The sequence below is a fragment of the Pseudomonas fungipugnans genome, assembly GCF_029955235.1.
GTDB classification, from domain to species: domain Bacteria; phylum Pseudomonadota; class Gammaproteobacteria; order Pseudomonadales; family Pseudomonadaceae; genus Aquipseudomonas; species Aquipseudomonas fungipugnans.
This window is the reverse complement of the sequence record NZ_JARBWL010000002.1, coordinates 1,058,466-1,078,268: the sequence shown is the minus strand read 5'-3', so window position 1 is coordinate 1,078,268 and position 19,803 is coordinate 1,058,466. Positions and strand designations below refer to the sequence as shown.

Annotated in this window: 19 protein-coding genes; 14 read left to right on the top strand and 5 right to left on the bottom strand. The window is 60.3% G+C overall.

Annotated features, from left to right (window positions below; genetic code table 11):
• Positions 1-72: 72 nt before the first annotated feature.
• Complete coding sequence (gene aptA, locus POF45_RS19725; protein WP_282316485.1) at positions 73-1,422, bottom strand: omega-aminotransferase AptA; 1,350 nt, start codon at positions 1,420-1,422, stop codon at positions 73-75.
• 140 nt (positions 1,423-1,562) lie between these two features.
• Here aptA and POF45_RS19720 point away from each other — a divergent pair, with 140 nt between their 5' ends.
• The 6 genes from POF45_RS19720 (at position 1,563) to POF45_RS19695 (ending at position 8,009) form a co-directional block, all read left to right on the top strand.
• Positions 1,563-2,483, top strand: coding sequence for a LysR family transcriptional regulator (locus tag POF45_RS19720; RefSeq protein WP_259499063.1), 921 nt, complete (start codon positions 1,563-1,565; stop codon positions 2,481-2,483).
• An 85-nt stretch (positions 2,484-2,568) separates the two neighbouring features.
• Positions 2,569-3,219 (top strand): TetR/AcrR family transcriptional regulator, encoded by a 651-nt coding sequence (locus POF45_RS19715; protein WP_259499061.1) that lies wholly within the window; start codon positions 2,569-2,571, stop codon positions 3,217-3,219.
• A gap of 7 nt (positions 3,220-3,226) precedes the next feature.
• Positions 3,227-3,808, top strand: coding sequence for an IMPACT family protein (locus tag POF45_RS19710; protein WP_282316484.1), 582 nt, complete (start codon positions 3,227-3,229; stop codon positions 3,806-3,808).
• A 592-nt stretch (positions 3,809-4,400) separates the two neighbouring features.
• Complete coding sequence (locus tag POF45_RS19705; protein ID WP_282316483.1) at positions 4,401-5,966, top strand: ABC transporter ATP-binding protein; 1,566 nt, start codon at positions 4,401-4,403, stop codon at positions 5,964-5,966.
• Between the two features lie 10 nt (positions 5,967-5,976).
• Positions 5,977-7,083 carry an ABC transporter permease gene (locus POF45_RS19700; protein WP_282316482.1) on the top strand — a complete coding sequence of 369 codons (1,107 nt, stop codon included), beginning with the start codon at positions 5,977-5,979 and terminating at the stop codon, positions 7,081-7,083.
• Entirely contained in the window at positions 7,083-8,009 is a 927-nt protein-coding gene (locus tag POF45_RS19695) for an ABC transporter permease (RefSeq protein WP_282316481.1), read from the top strand. Before POF45_RS19700 ends, POF45_RS19695 begins: the two co-directional genes overlap by 1 nt.
• Before the next feature lie 136 nt (positions 8,010-8,145).
• Here the strand turns inward: POF45_RS19695 and POF45_RS19690 are convergent, their stop codons facing one another.
• On the bottom strand, positions 8,146-8,574 hold the full coding sequence (locus POF45_RS19690; protein WP_259499052.1) for a hypothetical protein: 429 nt from the start codon (positions 8,572-8,574) through the stop codon (positions 8,146-8,148).
• 81 nt (positions 8,575-8,655) lie between these two features.
• On the opposite strand from POF45_RS19690, the gene POF45_RS19685 reads away from it, so the two are divergent.
• The 3 genes from POF45_RS19685 to POF45_RS19675 all read left to right on the top strand — a co-directional run bounded on the left by POF45_RS19685 (position 8,656) and on the right by POF45_RS19675 (position 11,269).
• Positions 8,656-9,006 carry a MerR family transcriptional regulator gene (locus POF45_RS19685; RefSeq protein ID WP_259499050.1) on the top strand — a complete coding sequence of 117 codons (351 nt, stop codon included), beginning with the start codon at positions 8,656-8,658 and terminating at the stop codon, positions 9,004-9,006.
• A gap of 25 nt (positions 9,007-9,031) precedes the next feature.
• A complete protein-coding gene (locus tag POF45_RS19680; RefSeq protein ID WP_282316479.1) occupies positions 9,032-9,718 on the top strand; it encodes an SDR family oxidoreductase in 687 nt (228 codons plus the stop codon).
• Between the two features lie 192 nt (positions 9,719-9,910).
• Positions 9,911-11,269, top strand: a complete 1,359-nt coding sequence (locus POF45_RS19675; RefSeq protein ID WP_259499046.1) for an 8-oxoguanine deaminase — start codon at positions 9,911-9,913, stop codon at positions 11,267-11,269.
• Positions 11,270-11,352: 83 nt separating this feature from the next.
• Here POF45_RS19675 and POF45_RS19670 read toward each other — a convergent pair whose 3' ends face one another.
• On the bottom strand, positions 11,353-12,441 hold the full coding sequence (locus tag POF45_RS19670) for a calcium:cation antiporter (protein WP_259499044.1): 1,089 nt from the start codon (positions 12,439-12,441) through the stop codon (positions 11,353-11,355).
• A gap of 287 nt (positions 12,442-12,728) precedes the next feature.
• Between POF45_RS19670 and POF45_RS19665 the strand changes: the two genes are divergently transcribed.
• The 3 genes from POF45_RS19665 to POF45_RS19655 all read left to right on the top strand — a co-directional run bounded on the left by POF45_RS19665 (position 12,729) and on the right by POF45_RS19655 (position 15,999).
• Positions 12,729-13,811: a BMP family ABC transporter substrate-binding protein gene (locus POF45_RS19665; protein ID WP_282316476.1), complete on the top strand. Its 1,083-nt coding sequence runs from the start codon at positions 12,729-12,731 to the stop codon at positions 13,809-13,811.
• Positions 13,812-13,998: 187 nt separating this feature from the next.
• Positions 13,999-14,964, top strand: a complete 966-nt coding sequence (locus tag POF45_RS19660) for a 2-oxoglutarate and iron-dependent oxygenase domain-containing protein (RefSeq protein ID WP_282316475.1) — start codon at positions 13,999-14,001, stop codon at positions 14,962-14,964.
• A gap of 81 nt (positions 14,965-15,045) precedes the next feature.
• On the top strand, positions 15,046-15,999 hold the full coding sequence (locus POF45_RS19655; protein ID WP_121733707.1) for an adenosine deaminase: 954 nt from the start codon (positions 15,046-15,048) through the stop codon (positions 15,997-15,999).
• A 169-nt stretch (positions 16,000-16,168) separates the two neighbouring features.
• Here the strand turns inward: POF45_RS19655 and POF45_RS19650 are convergent, their stop codons facing one another.
• Positions 16,169-16,903, bottom strand: coding sequence for an ArsR/SmtB family transcription factor (locus POF45_RS19650; RefSeq protein ID WP_282316472.1), 735 nt, complete (start codon positions 16,901-16,903; stop codon positions 16,169-16,171).
• Between the two features lie 304 nt (positions 16,904-17,207).
• Positions 17,208-18,137 carry a LysR family transcriptional regulator gene (locus POF45_RS19645; protein WP_259499036.1) on the bottom strand — a complete coding sequence of 310 codons (930 nt, stop codon included), beginning with the start codon at positions 18,135-18,137 and terminating at the stop codon, positions 17,208-17,210.
• 117 nt (positions 18,138-18,254) lie between these two features.
• Here POF45_RS19645 and POF45_RS19640 point away from each other — a divergent pair, with 117 nt between their 5' ends.
• Entirely contained in the window at positions 18,255-18,548 is a 294-nt protein-coding gene (locus tag POF45_RS19640) for a putative quinol monooxygenase (protein WP_259499034.1), read from the top strand.
• 33 nt (positions 18,549-18,581) lie between these two features.
• On the top strand, positions 18,582-19,595 hold the full coding sequence (locus tag POF45_RS19635; protein WP_259499032.1) for a zinc-binding alcohol dehydrogenase family protein: 1,014 nt from the start codon (positions 18,582-18,584) through the stop codon (positions 19,593-19,595).
• Positions 19,596-19,803: the final 208 nt, after the last annotated feature.

Genomic DNA, 19,803 nt, shown 5'->3' with positions numbered 1-19,803 from the left:
AGCTCCTGAAAGATTATCCACAGGCGCCCGACCGGGGCGCCTGTTGTTTGTACTTATATAGAGAGGGAGAAATCAGTCGATCTTGTTCAGCACTTCGCCGACCGCGTCGAACAGACGATCCAGGTCTTGCGGCTTGCTATTGAAGGTTGGGCCGAACTGCAGGGTGTCACCGCCAAAGCGCACGTAGAACCCGGCTTTCCAGAGCGCCATGCCCGCCTCGAACGGACGCACAATTGCATCGCCGTCACGCGGAGCAATCTGGATCGCGCCGGCCAGCCCGTAGTTACGAATGTCGACGACGTTCTTCGAGCCCTTCAAGCCATGCAATGCGTTTTCGAAGTGCGGTGCGACTTCGGCCACGCTCTGCACCAGGTTTTCCTTTTGCAGCAGGTCGAGTGCCGCCAGGCCAGCGGCGCAAGCCACCGGGTGCGCCGAGTAGGTGTAGCCGTGCGGGAATTCCACTGCGTACTCAGGCGTCGCCTGGTTCATGAAGGTCTGGTAGATCTCGGTGCTGGCAATCACCGCGCCCATCGGGATCGCGCCGTTGGTGACTTGCTTGGCAATGCACATCAGGTCGGGCGTCACGTCAAAGCTGTCGGCGCCAAACATCGCGCCTGTACGACCAAAACCGGTAATCACTTCGTCGAACACCAGCAGGATGTTGTGCTGATCGCAGATCTCGCGCAGACGTTTGAGATAACCCTGCGGAGGCACCAGCACGCCAGCGGAACCGGCCATCGGCTCAACGAACACCGCGGCGATGTTCGACGCGTCGTGCAGCTCGATCAACTTCAGCAGTTCATCCGCCAAGGCGATACCGCCCTCTTTCGGCATGCCACGGGAATAGGCATTGCTGGCCAGCAAGGTGTGCGGCAGGTGATCGACGTCCATCAAACCCTGGCCGAACAATTTACGGTTGCCATTCACCCCGCCGAGGCTGGTCCCGGCGATGTTCACACCGTGGTAGCCACGGGCACGGCCGATCATTTTGGTCTTGGTCGCCTGGCCCTTCAGACGCCAGTAGGCGCGCACCATCTTCACTGCGGTGTCCGCACACTCGGAGCCCGAGTCGGTGAAGAACACATGATTCAGATTACCCGGCGTCAGGTCGGTGATTTTCTCTGCAAGCTGGAATGACAGCGGGTGGCCGTACTGGAAGCCTGGCGAGTAATCGAGCGTGCCCAATTGCTTGGCCACCGCTTCCTGGATTTCCTTGCGGGTGTGCCCGGCGCCGCAGGTCCACAAGCCGGACAACGAGTCATATACCTTGCGACCCTTGTCGTCTATCAGCCAACTGCCCTCGGCGGCCACGATCAGTCGCGGGTCGCGCTGGAAGTTACGGTTGGCGGTGTAAGGCATCCAGTGCGCGTCGAGCTTGAGCTGGCTGGCCAGAGTCGACTTGGCGTTTTCGGGCATGTTCATGAGCAAAACCTCGCAAGGCAATAAGCGGCGTAGAGATCAAAAAGCGTTCTTGCAGCTAAATTGCCACGGAGATAAAGTCGGTGAAATCCAACTCTTCTAACCTTCAGTCAGGTCATGACTAAACATTGAGCGATAAACACATGAACACTCGCCGCCCCGATCCGCTGGCGCAAGTCAGCGACTTTGATATCCGCCTGCTGCGCATTTTTCGCAGCGTCGTGGAGTGTGGCGGCTTCTCGGCGGCGGAATCGGTGCTGGGCATCGGTCGCTCGGCCATCAGCCAGCAGATGAGCGATCTGGAACAGCGTCTTGGCCTGCGTCTATGCCAGCGCGGTCGTGCAGGGTTTTCCCTGACCGAGGAAGGCCGCGAGGTTTATCACTCGGCGTTACAACTATTAAGTGCACTGGAAAGTTTTCGTACCGAGGTCAATGGCCTGCACCAGCACTTGCGAGGCGAACTGACCATCGGCCTGACCGACAACCTGGTCACCCTGCCGCACATGCGTATCACCCATGCCCTGGCGCAATTGAAGGAACGCGGGCCGGACGTGCAGATCCAGATCCGCATGATCGCGCCCAATGAAGTTGAACAAGGCGTGCTCGACGGTCGCTTGCATGTTGGTGTGGTGCCGCAGGCCAGTGCGCTGTCGGGCCTGGAATATCAACCGCTCTACAGTGAACGCTCATTGCTGTATTGCGCGGTGGGCCATCCGCTGTTTTATGTCGACGACAAGCAACTGGACGATGAACGCCTCAACAGTCAGGACGCCATCGCCCCGACCTTCCGCCTGCCCGCCGAGATCCAGGCTCACTATCAGGCGCTCAATTGCACGGCCAGCGCGTCTGATCGCGAAGGCATGGCGTTCCTGATTCTGACCGGGCGTTATATCGGCTACCTGCCTGATCACTACGCCAGCCTCTGGGTACAGCAAGGTCGCCTGCGCGCATTGAAACCCACGGCGCGTTTTTATGACTTGAGCCTCGCCTCCGTCACCCGCAAGGGCCGGCGCCCGCATCTGGTGCTGGAAAGTTTTCTGGAGAGCCTGGCGGCGACCCGCTGAGTTTTATCGTGTCAGCACTTGTCGGATGCCCGTGGGTGCGCTATCAACGCACTGGTTGCACCCACAGACTATTCCGGACGTGCCTATGACCTTTGAAGTCCCCGCCCACGGCGGCAAACCTGCCAGCCGCATTCGTCAAAAGAACGAAGAGACGATTCTCAAAGCCGCCGAAGACGAGTTCGCCCGTCACGGGTTCAAAGGCACCAGCATGAACACCATCGCCCAGAACGCCGGGTTGCCCAAAGCCAACCTCCACTACTACTTCACCAACAAACTGGGGTTGTACGTGGCGGTGCTGAGCAACATCATCCAATTGTGGGACAGCACCTTCAACACCCTGACGGCCGAGGATGATCCGGCCGAAGCGCTGACCCGCTACATTCGCGCCAAAATGGAGTTCTCCCGACGCCAACCACAAGCCTCGCGCATTTTCGCCATGGAAGTGATCAGTGGCGGCGAATGCCTGACCGAGTATTTCAACCAGGATTATCGCGCCTGGTTCCAGGGCCGCGCGGGCGTGTTCCAAGCGTGGATCGACGCGGGCAAAATGGACCCTGTCGACCCGGTGCACCTGATCTTCCTGCTGTGGGGCAGCACCCAGCATTATGCCGACTTCGCCACGCAGATCTGCCGAGTCAGCGGCCGCACCAAGTTGACCAAGCAAGACATGGAAGATGCCGGCAACAACCTGATCCGCATCATCCTCAAGGGCTGCGGCCTGACACCTGCCATTTAAGTCCTCTATGCCTTTTACCCTCAGCGGCTTGTGCGAATACCGCGAAGAAATTCGCAAAAGCCGCTTCATCACCTTCGCGGCGCCCATCGCCAGCCCCGCCGACGCGCAGGCGTTCATCGAACAGCACAGTGACCTGAACGCCTCGCACAACTGCTGGGCCTGGAAACTCGGCGATCAATATCGCAGCAATGACGATGGCGAGCCCGGAGGCACCGCTGGCCGGCCGATTCTGGCAGCCATCGAGGCGCAGGATTGCGATCAGGTCGCGGTGCTGGTCATCCGCTGGTACGGCGGCATTCAACTGGGCACCGGTGGATTGGCTCGGGCTTATGGCGGGGGCGCGAACAAGTGTTTGCAGGCTGCGCCGAAGGTTGAGCTGATCAGCCGGGTGGCCGTCAGTTGTGCCTGTGCTTTTGGTGAGTTGACGCTGGTGAAATTGCGGGTGGCGGAAATGGGTGGGTTGGTGGTGGAGGAGACGTTTACTGCCAATGGCGTTGAATTGCGGTTGGCGGTAGGTGAATCGCAAATAGACACTTTGCAAGCGCAACTCGCGGATTTGAGCCGCGGGCGGATTTTGTTGCAGCGCTAGACACGCTCAAAAGATCGCAGCCTGCGCTGGAATGTATTTCCTGCAGGCGCTGCCCAAGGCTGCAATCTTTTAGGGCATCACCCTTTTCTGCTTGACTCGACACTTGCCCACATCTGCTGTGCACCCGGCTGTGGATAACCTGAGCACATTGTGCTGTAACCCTTCTGTCACGTGGCTTTGCGGGCTTTGCTCATTTTTCGTCCAATTCGCTTACTGAAACGTTAATTCCACGCTAAAACAAATAGTTAGCATGGTTTATCGCCTTTAGAAGATAGCCACACACTGCTTATGCCCCTGCGCATGGCTTGCGCACAAATACTGTGGAGCAACCTGTGGATAACCCGTTCATGGCTCGCGCAGTCCCCTGTCCGGCATAGGCCGCAGCGCGTTGCTCATTTTTTAACCAGATACTCGCGGGCGAAATCGGAGCCCGCGCGTGGCCTGCGCCCCCAAGTGGTGCCCGATACAGGATCAGAATCGTGCCGGGGGCCGCCCGCCAAGACCCAACAACAAGGGTCGCCACACGTTCCTGACTGAATGGCCAGGAAATTGCTTTGTCCACAGGCACAACTTCAAGCGACCCGAGCCTGTCATGCCCAACCCCGTGCCGATCCCTGATCAAACGCCTCGTCTGCGCCTGCGCAATATCAGCAAGCGCTACCCCGGTTGCCTGGCCAACGATGCCATCGACCTGAGCATTGCCCCCGGTGAAATCCACGCCCTGCTCGGCGAAAACGGCGCGGGTAAAAGCACCTTGATGAAAATCATCTACGGCGTCACCCAGGCCGATTCGGGGGACGTGATCTGGCAAGGCCAGCGGGTGAGCCTGCGCAACCCGGCTCAGGCTCGCAGCCTTGGAATCGGCATGGTGTTTCAACACTTTTCGCTGTTCGAAACCTTGAGCGTGGCGCAAAACATCGCCCTGGCCATGGGCACCGCAGCCGGCACGCCGAAACAGCTTGAACCGAAAATTCGCGAAGTCTCCCGGCGCTATGGCATGGCGCTGGAGCCGGAGCGACTTGTCCACAGCCTGTCCATTGGCGAGCGCCAGCGGGTGGAGATCATTCGGTGCCTGATGCAGGACATCCGTCTGCTGATTCTCGACGAACCGACGTCGGTGCTGACCCCGCAAGAAGCCGACGACCTGTTCATCACCCTGCGCCGGCTGGCCGCCGAAGGCTGCAGCATTCTGTTTATCAGCCACAAACTCGGCGAAGTCCGGGCGCTGTGCCACAGCGCCACGGTGTTGCGCGGCGGTCGGGTTGCGGGGCATTGCGTACCGGCCGAGTGTTCGGATCAGCAACTGGCGCAGCTGATGGTCGGTAAGGCGGCCACCTTGATAACTGATTATCCGAAGGTGGCAGGTGGTCGTGTGTTTCTGGATATCCAAGGATTGTCCTGGCTTAACCCTGACCCGTTCGGCTGCTCGCTAAAAAATATCAGCCTTGAAGTGTGCAGCGGCGAAATCGTCGGGGTCGCCGGGGTTGCGGGCAACGGTCAAGACGAGTTGCTGGCGTTGCTCAGCGGCGAGGCACGACTCAACCGCAACGATGCGGCAACAATCAATTTCGCGGGACTGCCCGTGGCATGTTTGCATCCCGATGCCCGGCGCCGACTCGGCCTGGCATTCGTCCCCGCCGAACGCCTGGGCCATGGCGCGGTGCCGCAGCTGAGCCTGGCGGACAACGCCCTGCTCACAGCCTTTCAACAAGGGCTGGTGAGCAAAGGGATGATCCGGCGCAGTAAAGTCGAAGCGCTGGCGGAAGCGATCATCCACCGTTTCGGCGTGAAAACACCGGACACCCGCACGCCTGCCAAAAGCCTGTCGGGCGGCAATCTGCAGAAATTCATTCTTGGCCGGGAAATTCTCCAGCAGCCCAAACTGCTGGTGGCCGCACACCCGACCTGGGGAGTGGATGTCGGCGCCGCCGCGACCATTCACCGGGCGCTGATTGCCCTGCGCGATGCTGGCGCGGCGATCCTGGTGATTTCCGAAGATCTCGACGAACTGTTTCAAATTGCCGATCGCCTCGGCGCCTTGTGCGGCGGACGCCTGTCGCCACTGCACGCCACGGTCGATACCCGGCTTTCGGATGTCGGCGGCTGGATGGCCGGTCAGTTCAATGCCCCTCATTCACCTGTGCCTGCCACGGCTTAACGGAGTTCCCATGCTGCTTTCTCTTGAACCCCGTGGCCAGCAATCACGCCTGATGCTCTGGTGCTCGCCGTTACTGGCGGCGGTGCTGACATTGGGCTGTGGCTCGCTGCTGTTTATCGCTCTGGGCCATGATCCACTGCTGACGCTGCATACCCTGCTGATCGCGCCGATCAGTGACTGGTATGGCGTGTCCGAACTGCTGGTCAAAGCGCTGCCGATTTTGCTCTGTGCATTGGGACTGGCCGTGGCCTATCAGGCACGCATCTGGAACATCGGCGCCGAAGGCCAATTACTGCTCGGCGCCCTGGCCGGCAGTGCGCTGGCGGTGAGCATCATCGATATGCAAAGCCGTTGGGCGCTGGTGATGATTCTGCTGGTCGGCACCCTGGCCGGCGCGGCGTGGGCCGGGCTCACAGCGTGGTTGCGCACACGGTTCAACACCAATGAAATCCTGACCAGCATCATGCTCAACTATATCGCCCTAAACCTGCTGTTGTTCTGCGTACACGGGCCGTTGAAAGACCCGGCCGGGTACAACTTCCCCGAGTCGGCGATGTTTGGCGATGCCAGTCGTTTACCGTTGTTGTTGAAGGACGGTCGGGTGCACGCCGGTGTGTATTTCGCCTTGCTTGCCCTGGTCGCGGTGTGGGTGTTGTTGCAGAAAAGCTTTATCGGCTTCCAGATCAAAGTGCTGGGGCTGGACAAGCGCGCCGCCGGTTTCGTCGGCTTTCGCGAGAAGCGCCTGATCTGGCTGGTGTTGTTGATCAGCGGCGGCCTGGCGGGGTTGGCCGGGGTCTGCGAAGTCACCGGGCCGATTGGCCAATTGGTGCCGCAAGTCTCGCCGGGCTACGGCTATGCGGCGATCACCGTGGCGTTTCTCGGGCGCCTCAATCCGATTGGCATCCTGTTTTCCAGCCTGTTGATGGCGCTGCTGTACATCGGCGGCGAGAGCGCGCAAATGAGCATGAACCTGCCGCAAGCGATCACTCAATTGTTTCAGGGGATGATGCTGTTTTTCCTGCTGGCCAGTGACGTGCTGATTCTCTATCGCCCTCGCCTGAACCTGCGCTGGACCCGCCGCGCAACCGCCACCGCTGTACCCGCAGGAGTGCTGTGATGGATATCGATCTGCTGAGCAATATTTTCTATGCCATGGTCCGTTGCGGCACGCCGCTGCTATTGGTGGCGCTGGGTGAACTGATTTGCGAGAAGAGCGGCGTTCTCAATCTGGGTCAGGAAGGCATGATGCTGTTTGGCGCGGTAATCGGTTTTATCGTCGCCCTGAACAGCGGCAACCTGTGGCTCGGCGTGTTGCTGGCGATGCTTGCCGGGATGCTGCTGTCATCGCTGTTCGCACTGGTGGCGCTGGTGTTCAACGCCAATCAGGTGGCCACCGGGTTGGCGTTGACGATCTTCGGCGTGGGTTTGTCGACCTTTGTCGGCGCGGCGTGGGTGGGTAAACCGCTGGCGGGTTTCGAGCCGGTGGCAATTGCGTACCTGAGTGAAATCCCGCTGATCGGGCGCATGCTGTTTGCCCAGGATTTGCTGGTGTATCTGTCGTTCGCGATCTTTGCGCTGGTGGCATGGGTGGTTCTGAAAAGTCGCGTCGGGCTGATCATTCAAGCGGTCGGGGAAAACCCGGACGCAGCCAGTGCCATGGGCTTGCCGGTGCTGGGCGTGCGCACATTGGCGGTGCTGTTCGGCGGAGCGATGGCCGGGTTGGCCGGGGCTTATCTGTCCCTGGCCTATACACCGATGTGGGCGGAAAACATGAGCGCCGGCCGTGGCTGGATTGCCTTGGCACTGGTGGTGTTTGCCAGTTGGCGGGTGTGGCGTTTGCTGCTGGGCGCTTATCTGTTCGGGCTCGCCAGCATCCTGCACCTGGTGGCGCAGGGACTGGGGCTGGCGATTCCGTCGAGCCTGCTGGCGATGCTGCCGTATGTCGCAACTATTGTAGTGCTGGTGCTGTTGTCCCGGGATGCGCTGCGTACGCGGTTGTATGCGCCGGTGTCGTTGGGGCAGCCGTGGCAGGGTGGTCATTGAGGATGCCTGTCAGGGCCTCTTCGCGGGCAAGCCCGCTCCCACATTTGACCGAGTCGAACCCATTTTTTGTGTCCGACATAAATCTGATGTGGGAGCGAGCCTGCTCGCGAAGAGGCCCTCACTGGATCGGGTTCACTCAGTTCCCCTGTGGGAGCGGGCTTGCTCGCGAAGGCCCCCGAACAGGCAACACCTGAGCCACACCCCACACCACCTCAAAGAACAGAAAAATCACCAGCAACGAACTGGCCCCATGAACCAGGGCATACAACTGCCAGGCCGCAAACAAAAACCGTCCCACCGCGTCATACCACCCAAACACCTGCTGCGGATCCCGAATCCGCAGCACCGCCCACACACAGACAATCGACCCCAACAGATTCGCCATCAACAGGTGCATCGGCTCAAACGCCGGCAGCTCTCCCGGCACATTGAACGCCTGACTCACACTCGCCAACACCCCATGCAACGCCGTAAAACTCCACGGCGTGACAAACGCCGCCGTCACGATCAGGTCATACCAGGCGCTGCCTCGCACCAGTTGTCGATATTGCGCTGAAGTCCACATCGGCCTTGCTCCATCAAATCAGGAGCAACAAGGCTAAAGGCTGGAGTATGCTCCAGGGTCAAGCCCTCTTGAGAACTCACGATGCGCATCGGTGAATTAGCCCAGGCCAGCGCCGTCAGCCGCGACACGCTGCGCTTCTATGAGCAGCGCGGGTTGATCGCCGCGCAACGCAGCGCCAACGGTTATCGCGACTACCCGGCGGAGATGGTGCAACTGGTGCTGTACATCAAGACGGCTCAACGGCTGGGCTTTACCCTCGGCGAGATCGGCAGTAGCGTGACTGCACTGTGGCAGTCACCCGACCCGGACAGCGCCGTCACACAACTGCTGCAAGACAAGCTCAAACTGATCGAAACCCGCATGACTGAACTCGGCGCCCTGCGCAGCGAATTGCAGCAACGGCTCGGTCAGCGCTGCCCGTTGAACCCATGATCCTCATCTATCAAGGAAGCCACTCATGTCCACGGCAAAAAACGCACTCATCATCGGCGCCTCCCGGGGCCTGGGCCTCGGCTTGGTGAAAACCCTGCTGGCCGACGGCTGGCACGTCACCGCCACCGTGCGCCATCCACAGAAAGCCGACGCCTTGCAGGCGTTGGGCAAGGTGCGGATCGAAAAGCTCGACATGGACGACCAACAAGCCGTGATCGCCCTCAGTCAACAGCTCAAGGGCGAGGTGTTTGATCTGCTGTTCGTCAATGCCGGGGTCAAGGGGCCGGACGTTCAAACGCCGGGCGGTGCGACACTGGCCGAAGTCGGGCAACTGTTCTTCACCAACGCCGTAGCACCGATCAATCTGGCCCAGCGTTTTGTCGGGCAGATTCGCCCCGGCAGCGGCGTATTGGCGTTCATGAGCTCGGTACTGGGCAGCGTGACCATGCCTGATGCTCCGGAACTGGCGCTGTACAAGGCCAGCAAGGCTGCGCTCAATTCCATGACCAACAGTTTTGTGAGCCAGTTGGGCGACCAGAAACTGACCGTACTGTCGCTGCATCCGGGCTGGGTGAAAACTGACATGGGCGGTGACGGCGCTGATATCGATGTGGCCACCAGCACCCGTGGACTGGTCGATCAGGTGAATGCGTACATTGGCAAGGGCGGGCATCACTTTGTGAATTACAAGGGTGAAACCATTCCCTGGTAACCCACACAAATCCCCTGCTCCCACAAATGCTCAATCCACTCAGGGTTTGTGTTGTCCGGTCGGGCTGCACTTGCCTGCGACACGGTTTTGTTCGAAACTCCGCACCTCGCCCTCGCGGCGACCCTGGATCAGCAGACAGGGTAATCACTGAGCTGGCTAACCTGAACCCAACTTTCAGAGGAGCCGGCCAACATGCCTGCGACCCGTACCTGGTTAAAAAATCCCCTCGCGATCTTCACTGCCAATGGCCTCGATGCCCGTGGTGGCCTGGTGGTGCAAGACGGTTTGATCGTCGAACTGATCGCTGCCGGCCAGCAACCGTCCGCGCCCTGTGGACACATATTCGATGCCCGCGAGCACGTGATCCTGCCGGGGCTGATCAACACCCATCACCATTTTTATCAGACCCTGACCCGCGCCTGGGCACCGGTGGTCAATCAACCATTGTTCCCGTGGCTGAAAACCCTGTACCCGGTGTGGGCACGCCTGACGCCTGAAAAACTCGCCCTCGCCAGCAAAGTCGCGCTGGCCGAATTGCTGCTGTCTGGCTGCACCACCGCGGCTGATCATCACTACCTGTTTCCGCAAGGCCTGGAAAACGCCATCGACGTTCAGGTCGAGAGCGTTCGCGAACTGGGCATGCGCGCCATGCTCACTCGCGGCTCCATGAGCCTGGGCGAAAAGGACGGCGGCCTGCCACCGCAGCAAACCGTGCAGGAAGGCGAAGTAATCCTCGCCGACAGCCAACGCCTGATCGCCGAGTACCATGAACGTGGCGATGGTGCGCAAATCCAGATTGCGTTGGCGCCCTGCTCGCCGTTCTCGGTGACTCCGCAAATCATGTCCGCCAGCGCCGAGTTGGCCAACAAACTCGACGTGCGCCTGCACACGCATCTGGCGGAAACCCTCGACGAAGAAGACTTCTGCCTGCAACGTTTCGGCCTGCGTACCGTGGATTACCTGGACAGTGTCGGCTGGCTCGGGCCGCGCACCTGGCTGGCCCACGGCATCCACTTCAACCCCGACGAAATCGCCCGCCTCGGCGCGGCCGGCACCGGCATCTGCCATTGCCCGAGTTCGAACATGCGCCTGGCTTCCGGCATCTGTCCGACCCTGGACCTGACCGCAGCCGGCGCGTTGTTGGGCCTGGGTGTGGACGGTTCGGCGTCCAACGATGCGTCGAACATGATGCTGGAAACCCGTCAGGCGCTGTACATCCAGCGTCTGCGTTATGGCGCCGAAAAGATCACCCCGGAGCTCGTGCTGGGCTGGGCGACCAAGGGTTCGGCCAGCTTGCTTGGCCGTACCGACATCGGTGAGCTGGCCGTGGGCAAGCAGGCGGATCTGGCACTGTTCAAGCTCGATGAACTGCGCTTCTCCGGCAGCCATGATCCGGTGTCGGCGCTGCTGCTGTGCGGTGCAGACCGGGCGGATCGGGTGATGATCGGGGGCAAATGGCGAGTGATTGACGGGCAGGTCGAGGGGCTGGATCTGAAAGCGCTGATCGCCGATCACAGCCAGGCGGCGCGGCAGTTGATCGCCGGCACCTGACACAACACAAATCAAAACCGTGGGAGCGGCGGTGCGACGATTCGACTTGCTCGCTCCCACATTGGTTTTGTGTGTGTGTGTGTTTAGAGACCGAGTAGCGACAACATGATAAACGTCGCAAACAACACAAAATGCGTCATGCCTTCAATGGCATTGGTTTCGCCGTCATTGAGGTTGATCGCGCTGACCAGCAGGGTCAGCAAAACCATCACCGTCTGCACCGGCGTCATTGCCATCTGAAACGGCTGGCCAGTGTAGAGCGCCATGGCTTCCATCACCGGCACCGTCAGGATCACCGTCGACAACGACGCACCCATCGCGATGTTCACCACCGATTGCATGCGATTGGCCAACGCCGCACGCAACGCGGTCAGAATCTCCGGCGCCGCGGAAATCGCCGCCACCAGGATCGCCGTGATCACCGGCGGTGCGCCCGTGCCCTCAAGCCCCAGGTCGAGGGTCTTGGACATCACTTCGGCCAAGGCGCCGATCACCACCACGCCAAACACCAGCATGCCCACGCTTAACGCCACGTTGACCGGTTCAGGCTGTTCATCCGGGACTTTCTTGCGGCGCTTTTGCGGGTAGCTGTAGCTGAAGAAATAACTGTGCGGCCCGACCTGCATGCGCAGGAACAAGGTGTAGAGCACCATCATCGCGCCAATGGTGAACGCCGAATAAACCTTCCAGCTGGCCTCGGGAATGAACTCCGGCACCACCATGGAAACGCCCATCGCCGTGAGGATCATCACGCTGTAACTGCGGGCCGAGTCGTCGTTGTAGGACTGCTCGCCGTGCTTGATCCCGCCCATCAACGCCGCCAGACCGAGGATGCCGTTGATGTCGAGCATCACCGCCGAGTAAATGGTGTCACGCACCAGGGTCTTCGAGGCTTCGTTACTCATCATGATCGCCAGGATCACCACTTCCACCAGCACGGCGGACAAGGTCAGGATCATCGTGCCATAGGGATCGCCGACTTTTTCCGCGAGCAGCTCGGCGTGATGGGCTACGCGCATGGAGGCGGCGACGATGAAGGCGATCAGCACTAGGCCGGCGATCAGTGCGACGGGCTGACCGTTGTGCAGGATCCAGTGTTCCAAAGGGTAGGCAACAACGGCGGCGATAACGGCCAGCAGCAGAAAAGATTCTTGTCTGAGAAGTTTGAGCATGGCGGGCCTTTTTTGCCGGGTGAAACAACATCGGGGGTGGTGAGCTACTGACTACGGGGCGGCGCTAACGTTTCGTTACACCTTAGCGCACCAGTGGATGGCGGCCGGGTCGGCGAGTGCACTTTTTTGACCTGGTTGACCCCTTCGCGAGCAGGGATGTGGAGATCCAATGTGGGAGCGAGCCTGCTCGCGAAGGCCCTCACACGGTTTCAAGGGGTTTTGTTGTCCTGTTGGTCAGCAATTTGCATTGCCCTCTCCAACCCCACAACAACATGGAGTGCCCGTTCATGCATAAACGTCCGTTGCAAAAACTGCTGTGCGCCATGGCCGCCGCCATTGGCCTGAGTGCCAGCTTCAGCGCCAGTGCCGCCGACCCGCTGAAAGTCGGCTTCGTCTACATCGGTCCGATCGGTGACCACGGCTGGACGTATCAGCATGAACAGGGCCGCAAGGCACTCGCCGACAAATTCGGCGGGCAGATCAGCACCCACTACGTGGAAAACGTGGCCGAAGGCGCCGACGCCGAGCGGGTGATCCGCAATATGGCCAAGGACAACTATGACCTGATCTTCACCACCTCCTTCGGCTACATGAACCCGACCCTGAAAGTCGCCAAACAGTTTCCCCAGGTGACCTTCGAACACGCTACCGGCTACAAGCAGGACAAGAACCTCGGCACTTACCTGGCGCGTACCTACGAGGGCCGCTACGTCAGCGGCTTCCTCGCGGCGAAGATGACCAAAACCAAAAAGATCGGCTACGTCGCCTCGTTCCCGATCCCGGAAGTGATCCGCGACATCAACGCCATTCAACTGGCCCTGAACAAGTACAACCCCGGCACCGAGATCAAGGTGGTGTGGGTCAATTCCTGGTTCGATCCAGGCAAGGAAGCCGATGCCGCCAACGCGCTGATCGACCAGGGCGTGGATGTGGTGTTCCAGCACACCGACAGCCCGGCACCGATCCAGGCCGCCGAACGTCGCGGCGTGTATGCCGTGGGCTATGCTTCCGACATGGCGCACTTCGGGCCAAAAGCGGTGCTGACGTCCATCGTCAATGACTGGGGCCCTTACTACATCCAGTCGACCCAAAGCGTGCTCGACCACAACTGGTCATCGCTGGACTACTGGGGCGGCTTGAAAGAGGGCACGGTTGAACTGCCAATCAGCGACCTGGTGCCCGCCCCGGTGAAAGCCGAGGCCGAACAGATCATCGCCGACATCAAGAGCGGTGCGCTGCAACCGTTCACCGGGCCGATCAAGGATCAGGCCGGCACCGTGAAAATCCCGGCGGGCGCGAGCGCGAGCAATACCGAACTGGCGTCGATGAACTACTACGTTGAAGGCATGAAGGCCGAAATCCCGAAGTAGTTCACATTCCCTGATCGTTCCCCACGCTCTGTGTGGGAATGATATTTACCCCTGTGGGAGCGAGCTTGCTCGCGATGAGGCCTTCACATTCAACATCACTTTTGAATATCAGCCCGCCCTCACGAGCAGGTCGAATCGTCACACCGTCGCTCCCACAATGGATCTTCGGAGTTTTCAAGGATTACGCATGAACTCACTCCCGATCATCGACATCGCCCCGCTCTACACCGACGACCCAACCGCCTGGCAATCCATCGCCACCCAAATCGACCGTGCCTGCCGCGACTGGGGCTTTTTCTACATCAAGGGTCACCCGATTCCCACGCAGCGAGTCGAAGCCGTCCTCGAACATGCTCGACGCTTCTTCGCCCTGCCCACTGCTGAAAAGCTCAGGATCGACATCACCCAGACCAAACACCATCGCGGCTATGGTGCCATCGCCACCGAACAACTCGACCCGAGCAAACCCGGCGACCTGAAAGAAACGTTCGATATGGGCCTGCACCTGCTGGCCGATCACCCAGACGTGCTCGCGGAAAAACCATTGCGCGGCTCCAACCGCCATCCCTCGGCGCCAGGCTGGGAAGCGCTGATGGAGCAGCATTACCTCGACATGCAGGCCCTGGCGCAAACGCTGCTACGGGCAATGACCCTGGCACTGGGCATCGAGCGCGACTTTTTCGACACCCGCTTCAATGAGCCCGCCAGCGTATTGCGCATGATTCATTACCCGCCGCGCCACACCGCCAGCTCGCCAGAGCAACAAGGCGCCGGGGCCCACACCGATTACGGCTGCATCACCCTGCTCTACCAAGACGCCGCCGGCGGCCTGCAAGTGCACAACGTCAACGGCGAATGGATCGACGCGCCACCGGTTGAAGGCACGTTCGTGGTCAACCTCGGTGACATGATGGCACGCTGGAGTAACGACTGTTATCGGTCCACCCCACACCGGGTGATCAGTCCGCCTGGAGTGGACCGGTATTCGATGCCGTTCTTCGCCGAGCCCCACCCCGACACGGCCATCGAATGCCTGCCCGGTTGCCAGGATCAACTGCATCCGGCGAAATATCCGCCAACCACCTGCGCCGAATTCCTGCTTTCGCGCTTCGCCGACACCTATGCCTATCGGCGAGAGCAGGAAGCCGGGTGATCTACCGATGGGGCAGGTTTTGCTAATTGTTTCCACGGGCATCTGTAGAATGCCGTCATTGCACCTGATGAGATTCCAACCATGTACGACTGGCTGAACGCCCTGCCCAAGGCAGAACTGCACCTGCACCTTGAAGGTTCGCTGGAGCCCGAGTTGCTGTTCGCCCTGGCCGAACGCAACAAGATTGCCCTGCCGTGGAACGATGTCGAAACCCTGCGCAAGGCGTATGCCTTCAACAACCTGCAAGAGTTTCTCGACCTGTATTACCAGGGCGCCGACGTGTTGCGCACCTCCCAGGATTTCTACGACCTGACCTGGGCTTACCTGTTGCGTTGCAAGGCGCAGAACGTGATTCATACCGAACCGTTCTTCGACCCGCAGACCCACACCGACCGGGGCGTGCCGTTTGAAGTGGTGTTGAACGGTATCGCCAGCGCGCTCAAGGATGGCGAACAGCAGTTGGGCATCACCAGCGGTTTGATCCTCAGCTTCCTGCGTCACCTGAGCGAAGAAGAAGCCGAGAAAACCCTCGACCAGGCGCTGCCGTTCCGCGACGCATTTGTGGCCGTGGGCCTGGACAGTTCCGAGATGGGCCACCCGCCGAGCAAGTTCCAGCGTGTGTTTGATCGCGCCCGTCACGAGGGCTTCCTGACCGTCGCCCACGCCGGTGAAGAAGGCCCGCCGGAGTACATCTGGGAAGCCATCGACCTGCTGAAGATCCAGCGTATCGACCATGGCGTACGCGCCATCGAAGACGAGCGCCTGATGCAGCGGATCATCGACGAGCAAATCCCCCTCACTGTGTGCCCGTTGTCGAACACCAAGCTCTGCGTGTTCGATCACATGTCCCAGCACAACATTCTCGACATGCTGGAACGTGGCGTAAAAGTGACGGTGAACTCCGATGACCCGGCGTACTTCGGCGGCTACGTGACCGAGAACTTCCATGCGCTGTACACCGACCTGGGCATGACCCAGGACCAGGCCAAACGCCTGGCGCAGAACAGCCTGGATGCGCGGTTGGTAAAACCGTAGGCCACACCTGTAACCCTGTAACTCTGTGGGAGCGAGCCTGCTCGCTCCCACAAGGGATCAGTGTTTAGCCGGTGCTTACTGCTTCGCTCAATGCCTGCGACATCCTGCCACGCGTCTCTCCCCCCCGCCGCTATCGCAAACCGCATCGCCCCCAACAGCAAATACGCCTCTAAAACGCCATTTCCAGCTCGCTTTCCCTGGCGAAATGCTGGATTTCCCGCTGCCCGGCGGCGGTGATCTGCAAGGTCCGCGAATCGTTGGGCAAGACCAGCCAGCCAGACTGCATGAACAACTGCAACAGCGCCGCGCCCAGCGCGCCGCCAAGATGCGGTCGACGTTCGCTCCAGTCGGGGCACGCGCAGGCAACTTGCGCGTTACGGTGGGCCAGGGCCTGGAAGTAGACGCCACGTCTGGCCAGTTGCTGGCCGCCCTTTTGGGTCACCGTGACGCGCTGATCGACCTGCTTGATCCAGCCGGCATCCAGTAAGCGCTGGAACAGATCCGCCGCCAGCGTGCCGCCCAGATGGTCCTCGCACAAGCGTGCCTGCAACAGCGACGCCGGCGCAGCCGGACGCTTGCCCAGCAACGTACTGCGCTTGATAGTCTCGGGAATTTCACGGGATTTACTGGCCAGTGAAGCGCTCGCCAGTGCTTCCACGGCAGCGCCGACTTCAGGGGCGGCCAGACGGAAAAAACGCCGGCGACCACGGGTTTCAACCTTCAACAGGCCTCCGGCGGACAAACGCCCCAAGTGAGCACTGGCCGAAGATGGTGACAACCCGGCCAGCAAGGCCAGCTCTTCGGTTTGCCGCGCCGAGCCATCCATCAAGGCCCACATCATTGCGCTGCGCTTGGGGTCAGCCAGCAACGTGGCGATCTGGCTGATGCAAGGTGCATGTTCCATGTATTCACTCCCTGTTGAATCGTATCGTCTACTGCCCAGAGCCATCCTGAGCAGTGATGGGTCGTCGGCCAGGACGCTAAACCGCCATGAACCGAGCCACGCAAACCACTAGCGCTTCATGCTCCATTGCGCTGCCCCGCTCTCATCCCGGACAAGGGCGACGGGAAGATGAAAACGTCGGGGACGTGTTCGCAGGGCTGGCATGAAGCGGGCGCTAGTATAAGCGGGTTGACCGCCGCTTCCTGCGTTCAGGGCGCCTCGAGTGGTGATTGTTCGTGAGGGAAATTTCGCTATTTACCTGCGACTAATGACCAGTTTGCGGCAATACCGGAAAACGCCTACTCAACTGAGCGCATCGGCTGGCAAGCATTTCTCGCAAAAGGTTCACCGGCTTACTCAACTGCGCGCGGTGGGCACACAACAGATTCAGCGGCGCGCGCTCGCAGAGCAACTCCGGCAGCAACACTTTCAGGCGACCGGCCAACACATCGGCCGCCACATCGAGCCAGGATTTGTAAGCGATCCCGGCCCCCGCCACGGCCCACAAGCGCACCACATCGGCATCGTCGCTGAAGCGATCACCGCTCACGGTCAGGCTCACCTCGCGTTTGCCGTCGTGAAAACTCCAATGATCGTGGACCCGGCTGCCGAGCATGAACAACAGGCAATTGTGTTGCGCCAGTTGCTCCAGTTGCCGGGGTTCGCCGTGGCGGGCGAGATAGGCCGGCGCGGCGCACAGCACTCGACGATTGTCCGCAGCAATGGGCAACGCCACCAGGCTTGAGTCTTCTGGCTCACCGTAACGCAGTGCAATGTCCACCGGCTGGCGGAACAGGTCGGCAATGCGGTCGCCCAACAACAGGCGCACCGTCAGATTGGGGTGTTCACGCTGAAACTCGTCCAGCCAGGGCAACAGCAAGTTACGACCGAAGTCAGACGGAGCCGACAGCTGCAGCACACCACTGACCTGATCCTGCCCACGCGCGAGCAGGCGCCGTCCTTCATCCAGTTGACTCAAGGCCCCACGGGCATATTCCAGAAAACCTTCACCTTCGGCCGTCAGACGCAGGCTACGCGTGGAACGCGCCAACAACCGCGCGCCCAGTTGTTGCTCGATACGCTTGAGCGCCGCGCTGGCGACCGCTGCCGACATGTCCATTACCCGTGCCGCCGCCGACAGGCTGCCCAGGTCCGCCGCCCGGACAAATAATTGCAAGTCATCGAAACGCAGCATCACCAGCCCCGATTATCAAAAAAATATTGAAAGAGACTGCTCTTTTAGCGGGTTTTATCTTGTAGAGAAATAGCCAATGATCTGCTCCATCCAATCACTCAGCGTCAGGAGTCGAACATGTCCCAGCCTTTTACCGCTATCGCCACCCTCATCGCCAAAGCCGGCCAGCAGGACGCCCTTGAACAGCACCTGCGTGCGCTGTTAGCACCGACCCGCGCCGAGGCCGGTTGCGGCCAATACGACCTGCATCAGGACCTCAATAATCCGCAAGCCTTCTACATGATTGAACACTGGAGCAGCGACGAGGCCCTGCAAGCCCACGACGCCAGCGCGCACATCCAGAATTTTCGCGCCCTGGCCGGCGACCTGATCGAACACTTCGACCTCAAGCGCCTGCGCGCCCTGGCCTGATCCCTTTCTTCTATTACCGTTCAGGAGTGCTTCATGAAAGCCATTGCCTACTATGCGTCCCTGCCAATCAGCGACGAAAAATCCCTGCAAGACATCGAATTGCCAGAACCGGTCGCCGGCCCTCGGGACCTGTTGGTGGACGTCAAAGCCATCTCGGTCAACCCGGTGGATACCAAGGTCCGCCAGAACGTGCAGCCTGAAGAAGGTGCCGCGAAAGTGCTGGGCTGGGACGTGGCCGGCGTGGTCAAGGCAGTCGGCAGCGACGTCACCCTGTTCAAGGCTGGCGACACCGTGTTTTACGCCGGCTCCATCGCCCGCGCCGGTGGCAACAGCGAACGGCATGTGGTGGATGAGCGGATCGTCGGCCACATGCCCAGGACCCTCGGTTTCGCCGAAGCCGCTGCCCTGCCGCTGACTGCGATTACCGCCTGGGAACTGCTGTTCGAACGCCTCAAAGTACCCGAAGGCAAGACCGATGAGGCGCAGAGCCTGCTGATCGTCGGCGCGGCGGGTGGCGTCGGTTCGATCCTCACGCAACTGGCCAGCCAGCTCACTTCACTGAAAGTCATCGGCACCGCGTCCCGCCCGCAAACCCAAAGCTGGGTGCGTGAGCTGGGCGCCGACCTGGTGATCGACCACAGTAAGCCGTTGAGTGAAGAACTGAAACGCGCAGGCGTGGACCACGTGACCCACGTCGCCAGCCTGACCCAGACCGACGAGCACCTGGATCAACTGGTCGAGGCGTTGGCGCCGCAAGGCAAACTGGCGCTGATCGATGACCCGAAGGCGCTGGACATCACCAAGCTCAAGCGCAAGAGCCTGTCGCTGCACTGGGAGTTCATGTACACCCGCTCGCTGTTCGAAACCGCCGACATGATCGAGCAGCACAACCTGCTGAATCGCGTCGCACAACTGATTGATGCGGGCACGTTGAAAACCACGGTGGGTGAGCACTTCGGCACCATCAACGCCGCCAACCTGCGTCGCGCCCACGCGTTGCTGGAAAGCGGCAAGGCCAAGGGCAAGATCGTGCTCGAAGGGTTCTAAGGAACCCGATCAAAAGATCGCAGGCTTCGCCGGCGCCTACGGGGATCGCATGCAACAGTGATATTTCGGTTGAATGCGTAAATGTAGGCGCTGCCACAGCTGCGATCTGTTGATCTTGTACACCGTCAGTCAGTTGCTTGACCCTTGTCACAATTGCGATCGTATTCAGGTCTACAATCGGAAACTCTGCGACACCGTCTTTTACTGA

Excerpts from the sequence above, each read along its gene's own strand:
- aptA (WP_282316485.1), bottom strand. The coding sequence starts at position 1,422 with ATGAACATGCCCGAAAACGCCAAGTCGACTCTGGCCAGCCAGCTCAAG.
- POF45_RS19720 (WP_259499063.1), top strand. The coding sequence starts at position 1,563 with ATGAACACTCGCCGCCCCGATCCGCTGGCGCAAGTCAGCGACTTTGAT.
- POF45_RS19715 (WP_259499061.1), top strand. The coding sequence starts at position 2,569 with ATGACCTTTGAAGTCCCCGCCCACGGCGGCAAACCTGCCAGCCGCATT.
- POF45_RS19710 (WP_282316484.1), top strand. The coding sequence starts at position 3,227 with ATGCCTTTTACCCTCAGCGGCTTGTGCGAATACCGCGAAGAAATTCGC.
- POF45_RS19705 (WP_282316483.1), top strand. The coding sequence starts at position 4,401 with ATGCCCAACCCCGTGCCGATCCCTGATCAAACGCCTCGTCTGCGCCTG.
- POF45_RS19700 (WP_282316482.1), top strand. The coding sequence starts at position 5,977 with ATGCTGCTTTCTCTTGAACCCCGTGGCCAGCAATCACGCCTGATGCTC.
- POF45_RS19695 (WP_282316481.1), top strand. The coding sequence starts at position 7,083 with ATGGATATCGATCTGCTGAGCAATATTTTCTATGCCATGGTCCGTTGC.
- POF45_RS19690 (WP_259499052.1), bottom strand. The coding sequence starts at position 8,574 with ATGTGGACTTCAGCGCAATATCGACAACTGGTGCGAGGCAGCGCCTGG.
- POF45_RS19685 (WP_259499050.1), top strand. The coding sequence starts at position 8,656 with ATGCGCATCGGTGAATTAGCCCAGGCCAGCGCCGTCAGCCGCGACACG.
- POF45_RS19680 (WP_282316479.1), top strand. The coding sequence starts at position 9,032 with ATGTCCACGGCAAAAAACGCACTCATCATCGGCGCCTCCCGGGGCCTG.
- POF45_RS19675 (WP_259499046.1), top strand. The coding sequence starts at position 9,911 with ATGCCTGCGACCCGTACCTGGTTAAAAAATCCCCTCGCGATCTTCACT.
- POF45_RS19670 (WP_259499044.1), bottom strand. The coding sequence starts at position 12,441 with ATGCTCAAACTTCTCAGACAAGAATCTTTTCTGCTGCTGGCCGTTATC.
- POF45_RS19665 (WP_282316476.1), top strand. The coding sequence starts at position 12,729 with ATGCATAAACGTCCGTTGCAAAAACTGCTGTGCGCCATGGCCGCCGCC.
- POF45_RS19660 (WP_282316475.1), top strand. The coding sequence starts at position 13,999 with ATGAACTCACTCCCGATCATCGACATCGCCCCGCTCTACACCGACGAC.
- POF45_RS19655 (WP_121733707.1), top strand. The coding sequence starts at position 15,046 with ATGTACGACTGGCTGAACGCCCTGCCCAAGGCAGAACTGCACCTGCAC.
- POF45_RS19650 (WP_282316472.1), bottom strand. The coding sequence starts at position 16,903 with ATGGAACATGCACCTTGCATCAGCCAGATCGCCACGTTGCTGGCTGAC.
- POF45_RS19645 (WP_259499036.1), bottom strand. The coding sequence starts at position 18,137 with ATGCTGCGTTTCGATGACTTGCAATTATTTGTCCGGGCGGCGGACCTG.
- POF45_RS19640 (WP_259499034.1), top strand. The coding sequence starts at position 18,255 with ATGTCCCAGCCTTTTACCGCTATCGCCACCCTCATCGCCAAAGCCGGC.
- POF45_RS19635 (WP_259499032.1), top strand. The coding sequence starts at position 18,582 with ATGAAAGCCATTGCCTACTATGCGTCCCTGCCAATCAGCGACGAAAAA.